This window comes from Microbacterium meiriae, from assembly GCF_040685015.1.
Classification (GTDB): Bacteria; Actinomycetota; Actinomycetes; order Actinomycetales; family Microbacteriaceae; genus Microbacterium; species Microbacterium meiriae.
Map to the genome: position 1 here is coordinate 873469 of NZ_JBFBHD010000002.1, position 16266 is coordinate 889734.

14 protein-coding genes are annotated in these 16266 nt (G+C 70.7%); 3 read left to right on the plus strand and 11 right to left on the minus strand.

Going from position 1 to position 16266, the window contains the following annotated elements:
* The 6 genes from AB0N68_RS12795 to AB0N68_RS12820 all read right to left on the minus strand — a co-directional run bounded on the left by AB0N68_RS12795 (position 1) and on the right by AB0N68_RS12820 (position 8098).
* Positions 1–2055, minus strand: coding sequence for a LuxR C-terminal-related transcriptional regulator (locus tag AB0N68_RS12795; protein WP_313366780.1), 2055 nt, complete (start codon positions 2053–2055; stop codon positions 1–3).
* 160 nt (positions 2056–2215) lie between these two features.
* Positions 2216–2641 carry a 30S ribosome-binding factor RbfA gene (gene rbfA, locus AB0N68_RS12800; RefSeq protein ID WP_187663847.1) on the minus strand — a complete coding sequence of 142 codons (426 nt, stop codon included), beginning with the start codon at positions 2639–2641 and terminating at the stop codon, positions 2216–2218.
* 105 nt (positions 2642–2746) lie between these two features.
* Positions 2747–5476 carry a translation initiation factor IF-2 gene (infB, locus tag AB0N68_RS12805; RefSeq protein ID WP_363332857.1) on the minus strand — a complete coding sequence of 910 codons (2730 nt, stop codon included), beginning with the start codon at positions 5474–5476 and terminating at the stop codon, positions 2747–2749.
* 94 nt (positions 5477–5570) lie between these two features.
* A complete protein-coding gene (locus AB0N68_RS12810) occupies positions 5571–5825 on the minus strand; it encodes a YlxR family protein (RefSeq protein ID WP_083391685.1) in 255 nt (84 codons plus the stop codon).
* 62 nt (positions 5826–5887) lie between these two features.
* A complete protein-coding gene (nusA, locus tag AB0N68_RS12815; RefSeq protein ID WP_280569733.1) occupies positions 5888–6871 on the minus strand; it encodes a transcription termination factor NusA in 984 nt (327 codons plus the stop codon).
* A 186-nt stretch (positions 6872–7057) separates the two neighbouring features.
* Positions 7058–8098, minus strand: coding sequence for an LOG family protein (locus tag AB0N68_RS12820; protein WP_187663843.1), 1041 nt, complete (start codon positions 8096–8098; stop codon positions 7058–7060).
* A gap of 134 nt (positions 8099–8232) precedes the next feature.
* Between AB0N68_RS12820 and AB0N68_RS12825 the strand changes: the two genes are divergently transcribed.
* Positions 8233–8736 (plus strand): pyridoxamine 5'-phosphate oxidase family protein, encoded by a 504-nt coding sequence (locus AB0N68_RS12825; protein WP_187663842.1) that lies wholly within the window; start codon positions 8233–8235, stop codon positions 8734–8736.
* A gap of 22 nt (positions 8737–8758) precedes the next feature.
* On the opposite strand, the gene AB0N68_RS12830 is transcribed toward AB0N68_RS12825, so the two are convergent.
* Positions 8759–10519 carry a proline--tRNA ligase gene (locus AB0N68_RS12830; RefSeq protein ID WP_280569736.1) on the minus strand — a complete coding sequence of 587 codons (1761 nt, stop codon included), beginning with the start codon at positions 10517–10519 and terminating at the stop codon, positions 8759–8761.
* Between the two features lie 39 nt (positions 10520–10558).
* Complete coding sequence (locus AB0N68_RS12835) at positions 10559–11329, minus strand: isocitrate lyase/PEP mutase family protein (protein ID WP_268776460.1); 771 nt, start codon at positions 11327–11329, stop codon at positions 10559–10561.
* 78 nt (positions 11330–11407) lie between these two features.
* Between AB0N68_RS12835 and AB0N68_RS12840 the strand changes: the two genes are divergently transcribed.
* Both AB0N68_RS12840 and AB0N68_RS12845 read left to right on the plus strand, forming a co-directional pair.
* Positions 11408–12823, plus strand: a complete 1416-nt coding sequence (locus AB0N68_RS12840; RefSeq protein ID WP_280569740.1) for an RNB domain-containing ribonuclease — start codon at positions 11408–11410, stop codon at positions 12821–12823.
* Positions 12824–12926: 103 nt separating this feature from the next.
* Complete coding sequence (locus tag AB0N68_RS12845; RefSeq protein WP_280569742.1) at positions 12927–13619, plus strand: nucleotidyltransferase domain-containing protein; 693 nt, start codon at positions 12927–12929, stop codon at positions 13617–13619.
* Between the two features lie 85 nt (positions 13620–13704).
* Here AB0N68_RS12845 and AB0N68_RS12850 read toward each other — a convergent pair whose 3' ends face one another.
* From AB0N68_RS12850 to ispG, 3 genes are read right to left on the minus strand one after another with little or no spacing between them, the layout of a single operon-like run.
* Complete coding sequence (locus tag AB0N68_RS12850) at positions 13705–14571, minus strand: alanyl-tRNA editing protein (RefSeq protein ID WP_292794236.1); 867 nt, start codon at positions 14569–14571, stop codon at positions 13705–13707.
* A gap of 51 nt (positions 14572–14622) precedes the next feature.
* A complete protein-coding gene (locus AB0N68_RS12855; RefSeq protein WP_280569748.1) occupies positions 14623–14955 on the minus strand; it encodes a nuclear transport factor 2 family protein in 333 nt (110 codons plus the stop codon).
* A 13-nt stretch (positions 14956–14968) separates the two neighbouring features.
* The gene (gene ispG, locus AB0N68_RS12860; protein ID WP_025103167.1) at positions 14969–16099 is read right to left on the minus strand and encodes a flavodoxin-dependent (E)-4-hydroxy-3-methylbut-2-enyl-diphosphate synthase; all 1131 of its coding nucleotides are present in this window, start codon (positions 16097–16099) and stop codon (positions 14969–14971) included.
* Positions 16100–16266 lie beyond the last annotated feature (167 nt).

A 16266-nucleotide genomic window follows, 5' to 3' on the forward strand; every position in this document is an offset into this window, starting at 1 on the left:
TCAGAGGTACTGCTCGGTCCGGTGCGCCAACACGGTCAGCTCGACACGATTGCGCACGTGCAGCTTCGCGAACACGCGTCCGAGATGCACCTCGACCGTCCGGATCGACACCGACAGGCGCTCCGCGATCGCGCGGTTCCCCGTGCCTTCGACGGCGAGCATCGCGACCTCCAGCTCCCGCGACGTCAGCCGCTGCGCCCAGGCGCTCCGGCACACGGGGAGATGCGCGCCGCCCGTGACATGCGGGTCGGTCTCCAGCCGCTGCAGACGCCGGCGGACGGCACGCCCCCACGCGCTCGCCCCGGCGGCCTCGAACAGTATCTCGGCCTGCGCGAGGTGACTGCGGGCCTCGATCGGATCCCCGTGCAGCCCGGACCTGACCCCGAGCAGCGTCTCGACGCGGCCGCGGGCGAAGGGCGACCGAAGCCGTCGTGCCGCCTCTCGCAGGGTCTCCTGCTCCGTGCGCCAGGCACCGTCGCCGGACGGCGCGACGGCGTGACGCAGGGCGTCGGCGAACTCCGTCTCCGGTGGGCGCACCGCCGGTGACGCCCGTCCGGCCTCGGGGACGAGCACGACCTCCTCCACTCCCGGCACCGCGAAGCGCGCCTGCGGCTCCCCGCGATCCCGCCACAGCCCGATCGCACCGGCGGCCGCCTCGAAGGAGCCGTTCAGGAACGCCTCGACAGCGCGGTCCACCAGTACGTCCATGTCTGCGGCCGGAGGGAGCACGGCGGTGAGAGCCCTGGCGATCGGGCTGAAAGCGCCGAGGACCGCGAGATCGAGCCGCCGCGCCAGCACCACGCCGAGTCCCGCGAACGGGATCGCAACGGGGAGCTCGACCGCTGCCTGCCGCAGCAGCAGCCTGGCGCGACCGATGTCTCCCCGCCAGACCAGAAGCAGCACCTCGGTGACGATCCGGTAGGCCCGGCCCAGTGGGCTGTGCTCGAAACCGGGGATCATCGGATCGCGCTCCCCCACCCCGGGGAGATCCGCGGTCTGCAGCAGCCGCAGGCCCTCGTCGATGTCGCCGCCGCACGCGGCGAACAGCGCCCCCGACACGGCGCCCAGCAGCCCGCCGGCTCCTGGTACGTCACCCGTGACGACCTCCCCGGCGAGAAGGCCGCACAGCGACTCGACCGCGTCCCGCAGGACGCCGTCCCCGCCGACGCGCGAGGCCCCGTCACGGGCATCGGCGAGCCAGCGGCGCCCCGCCCTGCGGTCGCCGCGCTCCGCGCACAGGATCGCCAGGAGCGCCGCGGACCGCGCCCAGGAGTCGCCGTCCGCCGTACGCAGCGGAGCGAGCCGCTGCGGATCGACGGCCGGCACCGCTCCGTACCGGAACGTGCGGGCGACGAGGAACGGTCCGAGCGCTCGCCCCCGACGGTGCTCGGCGGCACCGCAGACGAGGCTTCCCAACCATTCCTCGGCATCCGCCGCATGACCGCATGCGAGCGCCGCGCACCCGGCGAGCATTCGCGCTTCCTCGCCGATGTCGCCGGCCGCGTGCTTCGCGGCCTCGGCGGCGAGCAGCAGCACGCGTTCCGTGCGTCCCTCTGCGGCCGCGGCGCGGGCACCCGCCGTCAACGCCGCCGCGGACAGACGATCGCGGGCGGCGCCTCCACGGGCGCGATGCCAGGCCGCAGCCACCCGATCTCGCCGCCGGACGGCGAGCGCGGCGAGGCGCGCGTGCGTATGCGCGACCTCAGCCGCCGACGCGGTCGCGTGCACTCGCGTCTCCATCCGGGGATCGGCGAACCGGACGCGTCCCGCGTGGATCACCAGGTAAGGCGAGGCGCCGCTCGCCCGCACCTCCTCCACGCCGCGCCCGTCCACCGCGAGGACCGGATCGAGGTCATCCTCGAACGTCAACGCCACGGTGAGCAGCAGCAGCCGGTCCGGGGTCGACAGCATGCCGAGAGGGACGGCATCGGCGGCGGACGGCAGCGGCCACGGCAGCCGGCCGAGACCTCGCCGCTGCTCCGGTGTGAGGCGGGCCGCCACCGCCATGACGGCAGCCGGGTCCTCCGGAAGCGCGGCGACGAGCCGCGCGGCCACGTGCGGGGCGCACGCGAGCTCCCGAGCCCGAAGCTCGTCCAGCAGCGCCTCGACGTCGCCGGGCGCGACGGACGACCCCGCAGGCGCGTTCCGAGACTCGATGTCGATCCCCCCAGATCCACCGGTTGTCCCGCCGCGGACCTGAGGGTATCAGACGGGATCAGTCCTCGTCGTCGTCCGCACGGTAGGGGTCGGCCTCACCGGCGTGGGTCGCGGAAGAGGCCAGCTTGGCGACCTCCGCGTCCCGCTCCTGCGCCTCACGGAGCAGGGCGGTGATGTGATCCGCGTTCTCCGGGAGGGCGTCCGGGATGAACTCGAGCGTGGGGACGAGTCGCGTGCTGAGCTGTCGACCGACCTCGCTGCGCAGCATTCCGGTCGCGGACGTGAGCGCGGCGCCGCTGGCGAGGCGCTCCTCTTCCGTACCGAGCACCGTGTAGAACACGGAAGCGTGCTGCAGGTCGCCGCTCACGCGGACGTCGGTGATGGTCACGAAGCCGAGACGCGGGTCGCGCAGCCCCTTCTCCAAGCGCTCGGCGAGGATCACGCGGATGCGATCCGCGAGTCGGGCCTGTCGTTCACCAGCCATTGTTCCTTCTCCCACCTCTGTGCATCGCGGTTCCCAGCGAACCGCGGAGGCGGCTGCCCCCTCCCCCGTCATGGGAGGAGGAGGCAGCCGCCGGAGCCGTGCGGGTCAGCCGCGCGGCTTCTCCACCATCTCGGTCGTCTCGATCTCGTCGCCGATCTGGATGTCGTTGTACTTGCCGAGGCCGATACCGGCCTCGTAGTCCGTCCGCACCTCGGTGACGTCGTCCTTGAACCGGCGCAGCGACTCGATGGCGAGGCCATCGGCGATGACGACGCCGTCTCGGATGACACGGGCCTTCGCGTTGCGCGTGATCGTCCCGGACCGCACGATGACACCGGCGATGTTGCCGAACTTCGAGGAGCGGAACACCTCGCGGATCTCGGCGACACCCGACTGGACCTCTTCGTACTCCGGCTTGAGCATGCCCTTGAGCGAGCTCTCGATCTCGTCGATCGCGTTGTAGATGACGGAGTAGAAGCGGATGTCCACGCCCTCACGCTGAGCACGCTCGCGCGCCTTCGTGTCGGGGCGGACGTTGAAGCCCACGATGATCGCGTTGTCGATCGTCGCCAGGTTCACGTCGGACTCGGTGATCGCACCGACACCGCGGTGGATGATGCGCAGCTGCACCGAATCGTCGACCTCGATCTTGAGGAGGGACTCCTCCAGCGCCTCGACGGCACCGGAGACGTCACCCTTGATGATGAGGTTAAGCGACTCGACCTTGCCCTCTTCGAGAGCACGGGTGAAGTCCTCGAGCGAGATGCGCTTGCGGGCCTTGGCCAGCTGGGCGTTGCGCTCGACGGCTTCGCGCTTCTCCGCGATCTGACGCGCCATGCGGTCTTCCTCGGTGACGATGAAGACGTCGCCGGCGCGCGGCACGGAGTTCAGACCCTGCACCTGGACCGGTCGGGACGGCGCAGCCGCCTCGACGACCTCGCCGTTCTCGTCGATCATCGCGCGGACGCGGCCGTAGGCGGTGCCCGCCACGATCGCATCGCCGACCCGGAGGGTTCCGGACTGGATCAGCACCGTCGCGACCGAACCGCGGCCCTTGTCGAGCTTCGCCTCGATGGCGACACCGCGAGCGGCCTTGTTCGGGTTGGCAGTCAGGTCGAGACCGGCGTCCGCCGTGAGCAGCACCGCGTCCAGGAGCTCCTGGATGCCGGTGTTGGCACGGGCCGACACGTCGACGAACATGACGTCGCCGCCGTACTCCTCGGCCACCAGACCGTATTCGGTGAGCTGCTGACGCACCTTGGCCGGGTTGGCCTCCGGCTTGTCGACCTTGTTCACCGCGACCACGATCGGCACGTTCGCCGCCTGGGCGTGGTTCAGCGCCTCGACCGTCTGCGGCATGATGCCGTCGTCGGCCGCGACCACGAGGATCGCGAGGTCGGTGACCTGCGCACCACGGGCACGCATGGCGGTGAACGCCTCGTGACCCGGGGTGTCGATGAACGTGATCGCCCGCTCGATGCCGTCGTGCTCGGTCCAGACCTGGTAAGCACCGATGTGCTGGGTGATGCCGCCGGCCTCACCCTCGATGACGTTGGTCTGACGGATCGCGTCGAGGAGGCGCGTCTTACCGTGGTCGACGTGACCCATGACGGTGACGACCGGGGGACGGATCTCGAGGTCGTCCTCGCTCTCCTCCTCCAGCTCCTTCTCGAGGTCGAGACCGAAGCCCTCGAGGAGCTCCTTGTCCTCGTCCTCGGGCGAGACCATCTGGACCTTGTAGCCCAGCTCCTCACCGAGGACCTCGAACGTGGCCTCATCCAGCGACTCGGTGGCCGTGGCCATCTCGCCGAGGTTGAAGAGGATCGTGACGAGGGTGCCCGGCTGCACCGTGTAGCCGGTCAGGGCCTCGATCTTGTCGGCGAAGTCCGCGATGGACGCACCGCGACGCATGCGGATGATCTCCCCGTTGCCGCGGGTGACGTTGACGCCACCGACGACCGGGGCGCTCCGCATCTCGAACTCTTGCCGCTTCGCCCGCCGCGACTTGCGCTGCTTGCTCTTGCCGCCGCCCTTACCGAAGGCACCGGCGGTACCACCACCGGGACCACGGCCACGGCCACCGCCGCCACCCGGACGACCGGCGAAACCGCCACCGGGACGGGGACCCGCACCGGGACCGCCACCGCCGCCGGGGCGACCGGGACCGCCCGTACGCTGCTGGAACGGAGCACCGGGACGACCACCCTGGCCGCCGCGGGGAGCGCCGGGACGCGGCGAGCCGGGACGCGGGGCACCCGGGCGCGGAGCACCGGGGCGCGGCGCCTGCGGACGCGGGATGTTGCCGGGGGTCGGCCGCTGGCCCATCCCCTGCGCCGAGGCGAAGGGGTTGTTGCCGGGACGAGGGCCGGCGGGACGCTGGCCCATGCCCTGAGCGGACGAGAACGGGTTGTTGCCGGGACGGGGCGCGCCGGGCTTCGGCGCGTTGCCGTCACCGGAGGACGGCGCGGCCGAGGCCGGAGCCGCGGACTTCGCGGGCGCCGACGGTGCCGGAGCCTTCTCCGCCTCGGGGGCGGGCGCCGGTGCCGGGGCGGCCGGAGCCGCAGGACCCGGCTTGGGTCCGGGCTTCGGGCCAGGGGTGGGCGCCGAGGACTTCGGTGCCGGCTTCGCGGCGGGCTTCGCCGCAGCGGGCTCGGACCCGGCCTTGAGGGACGGGTCGGCCTCGATCGCGGCGCGCAGCTTGCGCGCCACCGGGGGCTCGACCGTCGAGGACGGGCTCTTCACGAACTCGCCGAGTTCCTTGAGCTTCGCAAGTGCGACCTTGCTGTCGACGCCGAGTTCGGCGGCGATCTCATGTACGCGTGGTTTACCAGCCACAATTCTCCTGTCTGGGTCGGTCTGCCCAGACAGGGCAGACCACTAGTCGCGGACGGGTCTCATTTCGAGCCGTTCACTTTGTTTCCATAGCTGTTCAGCCTTTGTTTCTTGGTGGGTGCTGTTCGAAGGTCCGTGTGTCCAGCTGAGTGGTCACACGCAGTGCTCTTCCGAAAGCTCGACGCCGCAGAGCGGCTTCCATGCACTCGGGTGTCGGATGCACCCACGCGCCGCGCCCCGGCAGGACAGCACGCTCATCGGGGATGAGGGTGTCGTTCTGGGCAACCACCCTGAGCAGAGTGGAGCGGGGAGCACGCGTGCGGCAACCGACGCACGTTCGTACGGGTTCCATCTTACACCTGCGTTCCGTCCGTCCTCGCCGCCACCGGGCGTGGCGTCGAGGACGGACCGGGATCAGTCGAGGACGCTGTCCGGCTGGATGTCGATCTTCGCACCCGTGAGCTTGGCGGCCAGACGCGCGTTCTGACCCTCCTTGCCGATCGCGAGCGACAGCTGGTAGTCGGGCACGAGGGCGCGGACGGCCTTGGTGCTCGCGTCGAGGACGAACGAGCTCGTGACCTTGGCGGGCGACAGCGCGTGCGCCACGAACGTCGGCAGGTCGGCGTCGTAGTCGACGATGTCGATCTTCTCCCCCGCCAGCTCCTCCGTGACGGCTCGCACACGGCGCCCCATCTCACCGATGCACGCCCCCTTGGCGTTGATCGCCGGGTCGTTGGCCTTCACCGCGATCTTGGTGCGGTGGCCCGCCTCACGCGCGAGCGCGACGATCTCGACGAGTCCGGCGGCGATCTCCGGCACCTCGAGGGCGAAGAGCTTGCGGACGAGGCCGGGGTGCGTGCGCGACACAGTGATCTGCGGACCCTTGAGCCCCTTGGCGACGCTGGTGACGTAGACGCGCAGACGGGACCCGTGCGTGTACTCCTCGCCGGGCACCTGCTCCTCGGGCGGGAGGATCGCCTCGACGGAGCCGAGGTCGACGTGGATCATGCGCGGGTTGGGCCCCTGCTGGATCACGCCGGCGACGATGTCGCCCTCCTTGCCCTTGAACTCGCCGAGGACGGCGTCGTCGGCGATGTCCCGGAGGCGCTGGCTGATGACCTGCTTGGCGGCGAACGCGGCGATGCGCCCGAAGTCGTCGGGCGTCGCCTCCTCTTCGCCGATGATCGCACCCTCGTCGTCGCGGACGACCTGGAGGACGGCGACGTGGCCGGTCTTGCGGTCGAGGTGCACGCGGACGCCCTCCGGCGCGGCACCCTCGGGCGAGACGTGCTTGGAGTACGCGGTCAGGATCGCCTGCTCGATGATCGCGAGGAGCTCGTCGAACGGGATCGCCTTCTCCTTCTCGATCCCTCGCAGCAGACTCAGTTCGATGTCCATGACGGCCTCCCTATTCAGCTCTCGTCGCGCCCGAATGCACGCGCGACATCCGTACCACGATACCGTGTGCCGCGCCCCCGGGCCATCCGCGCCCGGGCACAGGCATTCGCGCGGCAGCAGGCGCTCACCGCGGGAACAGCCTGATTCCGCGTGGGAGCCTGTTGCGTCGTGGGATGCGTCGCGGGGTCAGACCTTCGGCGCGGACGGGAGCGCGTTGAGGGCCCCGATCAGGCGGAAGAGATTGCCCACCTGACGCTGATTCAGGTGCAGGGCGAGGCGCGGGAGGTCGAGCCGGTCGTCGTCGGCGACCTCCGGGGACCGCGGAGCCGTGCGCTCGATGCGCCCGGTGGACAGCAGCCCTGCGAAGCCGGCGTTGAGCTCCTCGATCTCCGCATCCGTCGGCTCGGCCTTGAGGCGCAGCACCAGGGTGTCGCCGACCCACCGCAGCGAATCGTAGTTGCGCCAGAACCCCGTGATCTCGGCGCGAGCCTCCTCCACGGAATCGGTGACGACGACCCGATCGAAGTCACCGGGGGAGATCACCCCCATCGGCGCGAGGTGCTCGTCGACGAAGCGCCGCATGCCCTGCCAGAACGATCCGCCCTTCTCGTCGAGCAGCACGATCGGCGTGGGCTCGGCCTTGCCCGTCTGCTGGAGGGTGAGCAGCTCGAACATCTCATCCAGCGTGCCGAATCCGCCGGGGAGGCAGATGAAGCCGCTCGACTCCTTGATGAGCATGAGCTTGCGGGTGAAGAAGTACTTCATCGCGACGACCTGATCGCTTCCCGCGACCAGGCTGTTCGCCTTCTCCTCGAAGGGGAGACGGATGGAGACACCGAGCGACAGCGCGGGCCCGGCTCCTTCGGCCGCGGCCTGCATGATCCCCGGCCCGGCGCCCGTGACCACCATCCAGCCGTCGCTCGCGAGGGCCGCGGCGACATCACGCGCCTGCAGGTACAGCGGGTCGTCGTGGAGGGTGCGGGCGGACCCGAACACCGTCACCTTCGGCACCCCGCGGAAGGGCGCGAACAGGCGGAACGCGTCCCGCATCTCGGCCAGGGCGGCGGAAGCGATCTTGAGGTCGAGGCGGTCGGTGCCGTCCTCCCCCAGCAGCAGCGCGGTGCGGAGCATCCGCATCACGAGGCGACGGTCCGTGGCCACACCCGCCTCGTCCAGCACACGGTTGATCTCGTCGCTCAGGGCTGCCGGCAGCGGTTCCTCGGTCATGCCCCCAGCGTCCCACGCGGCATCCGGTCGGCGGGACGCAACGCCGAGGGACCGTACCCCGGGGCTCCGGAGCACGGAGAAGGAGCGGTGTCAACACCCGTGCCCGCCGCCGGGGAAGGCGTCACCATGGCGACATGACAGAGATCACCGGTCCCGAAGCCCTCGCCCGCGTCGCCGAACTCGTGGAGGACATCGACTTCACCATGCTCACGACCACCGACCCGGACGGGAACCTCGTCAGCCGCCCCATGTCGACCAGGCAGATGGACGATGCCGGCGCCATCTGGTTCTTCACCGCGGAGGACACCGAGAAGGTCGAGGAGGCCCGTCGTCATCACGACGTGGGGCTGGCCTACTGCGACGCCAAGGGGATGCGCTACGTGTCGGTCGCCGGCACCGCGGAGATCGTCCACGACCGCGCGAAGATGGAGGAACTCTACTCCCCCTCCCTCGACATCTGGTTCGAGGACGGCCTGGGGACCCCGGGCATCGCGCTGCTCAAAGTCACTCCGGTCGTCGCCGAGTTCTGGGAGCCCGCGAAGGGCAAGGTCGCGATGGCCGCCGGGGCGCTCAAGGCGCTCGTGACCCGAGACACCCCGGACGACGACATCATGAACCACGGCCGCATCACCTGCTGAGCGGCCCGCTCCGAGCGCCGGCTCAGCGCGCGGCGGAGAGCCGCTCCACCGCTTCGGCGACCGAGACGGCCTCACGCTCGCCCGTCCGACGGTCCCAGAACTCCACCTGCCCGTCGGCGGCTCCCCGGCCGACGATGACGATCTTCGGGACGCCGACGAGCTCGGCATCGCCGAACTTGACTCCGGGCGACACCTTCGGGCGGTCGTCGTAGAGCACGTCGAGGCCGGCCGCCTCCAGCTGCGCGGACAGGCCCTCCGCGACATCGAAGGCGACCTGGTCACGGCCGGCGGCGACGACCTGCACGTCGAACGGCGCGACCGAGGCCGGCCAGATGAGGCCCTTGTCGTCGTTGTTGAGCTCGGCGATGATCGCCAGGATCCGCGTCACGCCGATGCCGTACGACCCCATGGTGACCGTGACGAGCTTGCCGTTCTCGTTGAGGACCTTGAGGCCGAGCGCCTCCGCGTACTTCCGCCCGAGCTGGAAGACGTGACCGATCTCCATGCCGCGGGCGAGCTCGACCGGACCGGAGCCGTCGGGCGCCGGGTCGCCGGCGCGCACGTTCGCGATCTCCACGATGCCGTCCGCCTCGAAGTCGCGCCCGGCGACGACCGAGTGCGCGTGCTTCTGGTCGATGTTCGCGCCGGTGACCCAGCTCGTCCCCTCGCTCACGCGGGGGTCGACGAGGTAGCGGATGCCCGTGGCGGACTCCTCGCCGAGCACCGCACCCGTAGGCGACCAGGGACCGATGTACCCCTTCACCAGGAGCGGGTTGTTCTCGAAGTCGTCCGCGGTCGCGGTCTCCACCTCGGCAGGGGCGAAGGCCACCTCGGCACGCTTCTCGTCCACCTCGCGGTCGCCGGGGATGCCGACGATCACGAGCTCACGGGTGCCGTCGAGGTGCTTCAGGGCGAGCACGACGTTCTTGAGCGTGTCGGCGGCGGTGTACTCGCCGTCGAGCTCTCGGTTGCAGTGCGCGACGAGCGTCTCGATGGTGGGCGTGTCGGGCGAATCGAAGATCACCGGAGCGCCATCGGCGTCGAACGGGACCGGAGCGGGCACGGGCGTGCTGAAGGCCTCGACGTTGGCCGCGTACCCCCCGGCGCTGCGGACGAATGTGTCCTCCCCGACGGGCGTCGGGTGCAGGAACTCCTCGCTCCGCGAACCGCCCATCGCGCCGGCGTCGGCCTGCACGATCGCGTACTCGAGGCCCAGCCGCTGGAAGATGCGCTCGTAGGCGTCCCGCTGCGCCTGGTAGCTCACGTCCAGCCCCTCGTCCGAGGCGTCGAAGGAGTAGGCGTCCTTCATCGTGAACTCGCGCCCGCGGAGGAGACCGGCGCGCGGCCGGGCCTCGTCGCGGTACTTGTCCTGGATCTGGAAGATCGTCAGCGGCAGATCCTTGTACGACGAGTACAGGTCCTTCACCAGCAGCGTGAAGGCCTCCTCGTGCGTCGGCGCCAGGAGGTAATCGCCGCCCTTGCGGTCCTGGAGGCGGAACAGCAGGTCGCCGTACTCGTCCCAGCGCCCGGTCGCCTCGTACGCCTCGCGCGGCATCAGTGCGGGGAAGTGCACCTCCTGGGCACCGGCGGCGGCCATCTCCTCGCGGATGACGGTCTCGATCTTCGCTTTGACGCGCAGCCCGAGCGGCAGCCACGCGAAGATGCCTGCTGCCTGCGGTCGGATGTACCCGGCGCGGATCAGCAGCTTGTGACTGGCGACCTCGGCACCGGCAGGATCTTCGCGGAGCGTACGGAGGAAGAAGTTCGAAAGACGAGTGACCACGGCTCAAGTGTAGTGAGCCGCGGTCACCCGCCTCGTCGCTCAGTTGAGGGCCGGCAGCCCCTGCGGCACGACGCCGCCGCGGTAGAGGCTCTCGGCGAGCTCCTGCAGCGCGGTCAGCGCGACCCGCTGCGGCAGCGGACCGTAGGAGATGCGGGCCACGCCGAGCTTCTCGTACTCGGACGCGGCGAGCGCCCCGGGGATTCCGATCACGCTGACCTTGCGCTCCCCGATGCCCTCGACCAGCTGTCGCGTGACGTTCGCATCGAGGATGCCGGGGACGAACACCGCGGTGGCACCGGCGTCGAGGAAGGCGCGGCCGCGCTGGATGGCATCCGCGATGCTCTGCTCCACGGGCCGCGACCCGGCACGCACGAACGCATCGGTGCGGGCGTTCAGGGCGAAGGGCACGCCCTCGGCCTCCGCAGCCTTCACGATGGACTCGACGACGGCGACCGATTCGTCGAGCGGCTTGAGGCGGTCCTCGACGTTCGCGCCGACGACGCCGGCCGCGATCGCGAGGCGGGTGGTCTCCCCGGCGTCCCCGTATCCGTCGTCCAGGTCGGCGGTGACGGGAACGGACACGGCCGCGGCGATCCGTCCGACCATGTCGATCATGACGTCGCGCGGGGTGTCCCCGTCGTCGTAGCCGAACGACGCCGCGATGCCGTGACCGGCGGTCGCGATCGCCGTGGTCTCCGGCAGTGCGGCGACGGCACGCGCGGAGACGACGTCCCACACGTTCACCACGCGGAGGATCTCCGGGGCGTCATAGAGTCCGACGAGGGTCTGGGCCTTGGCAGCAGTGGTCATGTCCCCACGCTAGCGGCCGGTGCGGGCACGCGGGCCGGATGCCCGGGTTCCCTGCGGCGGTCGACCTAGGCTGGCAGCATGCCCCAGCGCCGCTCGCATGTCGCCCCCTCCGCCGCCCAGACCGAGCTCGCCGCGGCGCTCTCGGCCCTTCGGGAGGATCTGGACGCGTCGACGGAGTTCCCCGCCGACGTACTCGCGGAGGCGGAAGCCGCCACGGCGACTCTCCCCGACCTCGACCTCACGGATGTGCCGTTCGCGACCCTCGATCCGGCCGGTGCCCGCGACCTCGACCAGGCGTTCCACCTGGAACGGGACGGCGACGGCTATCGGGTGCGTTACGCGATCGCGGACGTGCCGGGTTTCGTCACCCCCGGTGGTGCCGTGGACGCGGAGGCCCGCCGGCGCGGACAGACCCTGTACGCCGCGGACGGCTCGATCCCGCTGCACCCACCCGTGCTGAGCGAGGACCGTGCCTCCCTGCTCCCCGACGTCGACCGCTCCGCCCTGGTGTGGACGTTCCACCTGGATGCGGCCGGATCCGTGATCGACTTCCGGTTGGAGCGCGCCCTCATCCGTTCCCGGGCCCAGCTCGACTACGCCTCCACCCAGGAGGCGCTCGACCGGGGCGACGGCGGTCACGCGGCCCTGCTGCCGGAGATCGGCTCCCTCCGTCTGGAGCAGGAGCGCCGCCGCGGTGGCGCCAGCCTGAACATGCCGGACGAGGAGGTCGTGCGCACCGACGACGGCTCCTACGCGATCGAGCGCCGCAGCCCGCTGCCCGCCGAGGAGTGGAACGCGCAGCTGTCGCTCATGACGGGGATGGCGGCCGCCGCGCTCATGATCGACGCGGGCGTCGGCATCCTCCGCACGATGCCGGAACCCGACGAGGCGGCGTTCGCGGCCTTCCGGCACCAGACGGAGGCACTCGGGCGGCCGTGGACCGACGGCACCTACGGCGAGTACCTCCGCGGCCTCGACCGCTCCGACCCGATGACGCTCCCCGTGCTGGAGGCCGCCGCCTCGCTGTTCCGCGGCGCGGGGTACCTCGTGTTCGACGGCGAACCACCCGCCGACGCCGTGCAGGCCGCGATCGGAGCACCGTACGCGCACGCGACCGCACCCCTGCGCCGACTGGTCGACCGCTGGGTGCTCGCCATCTGCCTCGCCGTGTCGACCGGGCAGCCGGTGCCGGGATGGGCCCGCTCCTCCCTCGGAGAGCTCCCCGCGCTCATGCAGGAATCGGGTCGGCGGGCGTCGCAGTTGGACGCGGACACCGTGAACCGCGTCGAGGCCGCGCTGCTCACTCCGCTCGTCGGACAGACCATCGAGGCCACGGTGATCGAGCTCCGGGGCGAGCGGGCCGCCGTCCAGATCGCAGACCCTGCGGTGACCACGACCGCGCCGGTGACCCCCGACACCAAGCCCGGCGATGTGGTGCAGGTGCGCGTCGTGCGCGTGGACATCGGGACGGGTGAGATCGAGCTCGCCGTCTGAGCCCGCGGCCGGGGATCAGGCGAAGACGCCGAGTCAGGCGCTCCCGGGCAGGACTGCCTGTACCGCAGCGGCCGCCTGCGTCCGCGCCGGATACCCTGTCGAGATGGATCAGGCAGAGCGCATCGAGCGCTTCCTCGCGGCGCGGTATCCGCGTGCAGGGATCGCGATCGTCGCCGGGAGCACGGCCCGTGGGGAGCGCACGCCCACCAGTGACATCGACCTCCTCCTCATCGACGACGACCTCTTCGCCGACGTGTCACAGGTGAGCGAGGCCGCCACCCACGCGTTCGAGGACGAGATCTTCGAGGTGTTCGCGTACACGGTGGAAGGGTTCCGGGAGTGGGCGGACCGCGGCGTGGCCCAGCACCGCCCCGTCATCGCGCACATGCTCGTGGAAGGAGCCGCGATCCGGTCGACGCCCGCGCTCGCGGAACTGAGGACGCGGTGGTCCGCTGTGCTCGCTCTCGGCTCTGTGCTGAGTGAGACGGAGTCGCGGATCCGGCGGTACGTGATCACCGATCTCCTCGACGACCTCCAGGACGCGACGGACCCTCTCGAGCAGCGCGTCGTCGCCGGCCTGCTGTTCGAGCGCATGGCCGAGCTGATGCTGCTGGCCAGCGGGCAGTGGATCGGATCCGGGAAGTGGCTCCCCCGACGTCTGCGCGCGTGGAGCCCCGAGCGCGCGGACCAGCTCAGCACCCCGCTGCTCGCTGGAGACTTCCCCGGCTTCGCGGCGCGGGTCGATGAGGAGCTGACGATGGCGGGTGGTCGAGTGCAGGCGGGGTTCGTGCGCTGACCTCACTCGTTCACAGGCAGTCACGCGACAGCAGGCGACACCGGCGGCTGGCGCCTGTCCTCGCGTGATCGCCTGACGCGAGGGCTCAGGAGGCGGGGGTCGCAGTCGTCGTCATCACGAGCAGCTGAGGGTCGGACAGGTCCAGGGCCACCGTGATGGCGGCGAACTCCGCGAGGGAACGGACGTGGGTGCCGCCACAGAGGATGACGGCCTCGCCCTCCGGGAGCTCGCAGTGCCAGCGCCGCCGGTCCACGATCGTCGGTCCGTCCACCTCGATGCGGCTCGCGGCAGCCGAGGCGACCCACGCGGCGAGCTGCGTATTGATGCGGTGCTCGCGGTCAGACAACGTCGCCGCGAACGTCTCGGTGTCGAATCCCGCGCGGCGCAGGCTCTTGCCCAGGCGGTACTCGTCGACGGCGCCGTCCTCGTGGATGCGGCTGGACTGGTTCGCCCGTCCCTCGAAGTCCGGGTTTCCCAGCGCATCCTCCCCCGGGTCCTTGCGCCAAAGGTCCGAGACGGCGATATCGAGAGCGAGGGAGGCGAGGTGGCACGCGGTGTGACCGCGGCTGAGGCCGGCACGGTGCGCCTCGTCGACCGAGAGCGCCACGCGCGTCCCCTCCGCGAGCCAGGCGGGCGCGGCACCATCGAGCCGCTGGCCCACCAGCCAGGTCCACCCCTCGGTCCCGCGCTTGACGGGGATCGCGCTGCCCACCGCGAACGCGCCGTCATCCGAGACCGCCGCCATGAGCGCCTCGGTCACGTGGACGGCTCCGTCCTCGCCGGAGATCTCGCCGGTATCGCCGGGCTGATCGGGCCAGGTGTGATCGACGGGGTGGAACGGCGTGGCGTCGACGACGACCACGGCTCCGTCGGCGTCGTCCGCCACGCGGGTCACGACGGCGTCTCCGCGGAGGCTGCCGTCCGGGAAGGTGACGATCGTGGGCGTGGTCATGGGGCTCCTCGGAGAGACGACGGAACGATGGTGCCGATCAGGCACGGGGTGTCAGTGGGACGGCGGGATCGTGAAGCTGGCGAGCCGGTCGCCGTCGACGACGAAGATCCCATCGGACTCGCCGTTGAAGACGCGACTGCTCCACCCGAAGCGGATGCGCGTCATGTCGCCGTCCGTGGTGGCGGAGAGCACGGTCATCCGTGCCCCGGCGCCGATCGCGTCGCTGTCCGCCCAGCTGCGTACGCCGTCGGCGCCGGCTTTGACGGTGCCCCAGTCGTTCACGAAGCCTCCCACGGCGAACGCGGCAACGAAGGCCTCGGTGTCTCCGGCATTGATCGCGTCGATCATCGTCTGGACCGGCGCGGGCAGGAGGATGTCGGACACGGCACTCCTCGGATCAGGCGGTGACGACCTGGGCGGTGCCGAGCGGAGCGTCCGGGCCCATCTCGGCGGCGATGCGGTTCGCCTCCTCGATGAGGGTGGCGACGATGTCAGCCTCCGGGACGGTCTTGATGACCTCGCCCTTGACGAAGATCTGGCCCTTGCCGTTGCCGGACGCGACACCGAGGTCGGCCTCGCGTGCCTCACCCGGGCCGTTCACGACGCAGCCCATGACGGCGACGCGCAGCGGCACCGTCATCTCCTTGAGCCCCTCGGTGACGTCTTCCGCGAGCGTGTAGACGTCGACCTGAGCCCGACCGCACGAGGGGCACGAGACGATCTCGAGCTTGCGCTCCCGGAGGTTGAGGGACTGGAGGATCTGGTGACCGACCTTGACCTCCTCGGCCGGCGGCGCGGACAGCGAGACGCGGATGGTGTCGCCGATGCCCTCCCCCAGCAGGATGCCGAAGGCGGTCGCGCTCTTGATCGTGCCCTGGAAGGCCGGTCCCGCCTCGGTCACACCGAGGTGCAGCGGCCAGTCGCCCCGCTCGGCGAGCTGGCGGTAGGCCTTGACCATCACGACGGGGTCGTTGTGCTTCACCGAGATCTTGAAGTCGTGGAAGTCGTGCTCCTCGAACAGCGACGCCTCCCAGACAGCGCTCTCGACGAGGGCCTCCGGCGTGGCCTTGCCGTACTTCTCGAGCAGGCGACGGTCGAGGGAGCCCGCGTTGACGCCGATACGGAGCGAGACACCCGCGTCCTTCGCTGCCTTGGCGATCTCGCCGACCTGGTCGTCGAACTTCCGGATGTTGCCCGGGTTGACCCGCACGGCGGCGCAGCCGGCGTCGATCGCCTGGAAGACGTACTTCGGCTGGAAGTGGATGTCCGCGATGACCGGGATCTGGCTCTTCTTCGCGATGATGTGCAGCACATCCGCGTCGTCCTGCGACGGCACGGCGACGCGGACGATCTCGCAGCCGGAGGCGGTGAGTTCCGCGATCTGCTGCAGAGTCCCGTTGATGTCGGTGGTCTTCGTCGTCGTCATCGACTGCACGCTGACGGGCGCATCGCCGCCGACAAGCACCTTGCCCACCTTGATCTGACGGGACTTGCGACGCGGGGCGAGGACTTCGGGGACCTTCGGCATCCCAAGATTCACTGCTGGCACGATCCCAGCCTACGCCGCCAGGATGCGGAAGGGCTGGATGCGGCGGGTGTGGTAGTTTCGCCCCATGATCGCGCACATCACCTGGTGGCCCGCCTCCTAGGCGGTGTGTTCGCGTTCCCTCGAACCCAGACCGCCTCCGGGGCGGT

What these genes read in the sequence shown, in the direction of transcription:
- rbfA (WP_187663847.1), bottom strand. Translation starts at nt 2,641, where the DNA reads ATGGCTGGTGAACGACAGGCCCGACTCGCGGATCGCATCCGCGTGATC.
- AB0N68_RS12810 (WP_083391685.1), bottom strand. Translation starts at nt 5,825, where the DNA reads ATGGAACCCGTACGAACGTGCGTCGGTTGCCGCACGCGTGCTCCCCGC.
- nusA (WP_280569733.1), bottom strand. Translation starts at nt 6,871, where the DNA reads ATGGACATCGAACTGAGTCTGCTGCGAGGGATCGAGAAGGAGAAGGCG.
- AB0N68_RS12820 (WP_187663843.1), bottom strand. Translation starts at nt 8,098, where the DNA reads ATGACCGAGGAACCGCTGCCGGCAGCCCTGAGCGACGAGATCAACCGT.
- AB0N68_RS12825 (WP_187663842.1), top strand. Translation starts at nt 8,233, where the DNA reads ATGACAGAGATCACCGGTCCCGAAGCCCTCGCCCGCGTCGCCGAACTC.
- AB0N68_RS12835 (WP_268776460.1), bottom strand. Translation starts at nt 11,329, where the DNA reads ATGACCACTGCTGCCAAGGCCCAGACCCTCGTCGGACTCTATGACGCC.
- AB0N68_RS12840 (WP_280569740.1), top strand. Translation starts at nt 11,408, where the DNA reads ATGCCCCAGCGCCGCTCGCATGTCGCCCCCTCCGCCGCCCAGACCGAG.
- AB0N68_RS12845 (WP_280569742.1), top strand. Translation starts at nt 12,927, where the DNA reads ATGGATCAGGCAGAGCGCATCGAGCGCTTCCTCGCGGCGCGGTATCCG.
- AB0N68_RS12850 (WP_292794236.1), bottom strand. Translation starts at nt 14,571, where the DNA reads ATGACCACGCCCACGATCGTCACCTTCCCGGACGGCAGCCTCCGCGGA.
- ispG (WP_025103167.1), bottom strand. Translation starts at nt 16,099, where the DNA reads ATGCCGAAGGTCCCCGAAGTCCTCGCCCCGCGTCGCAAGTCCCGTCAG.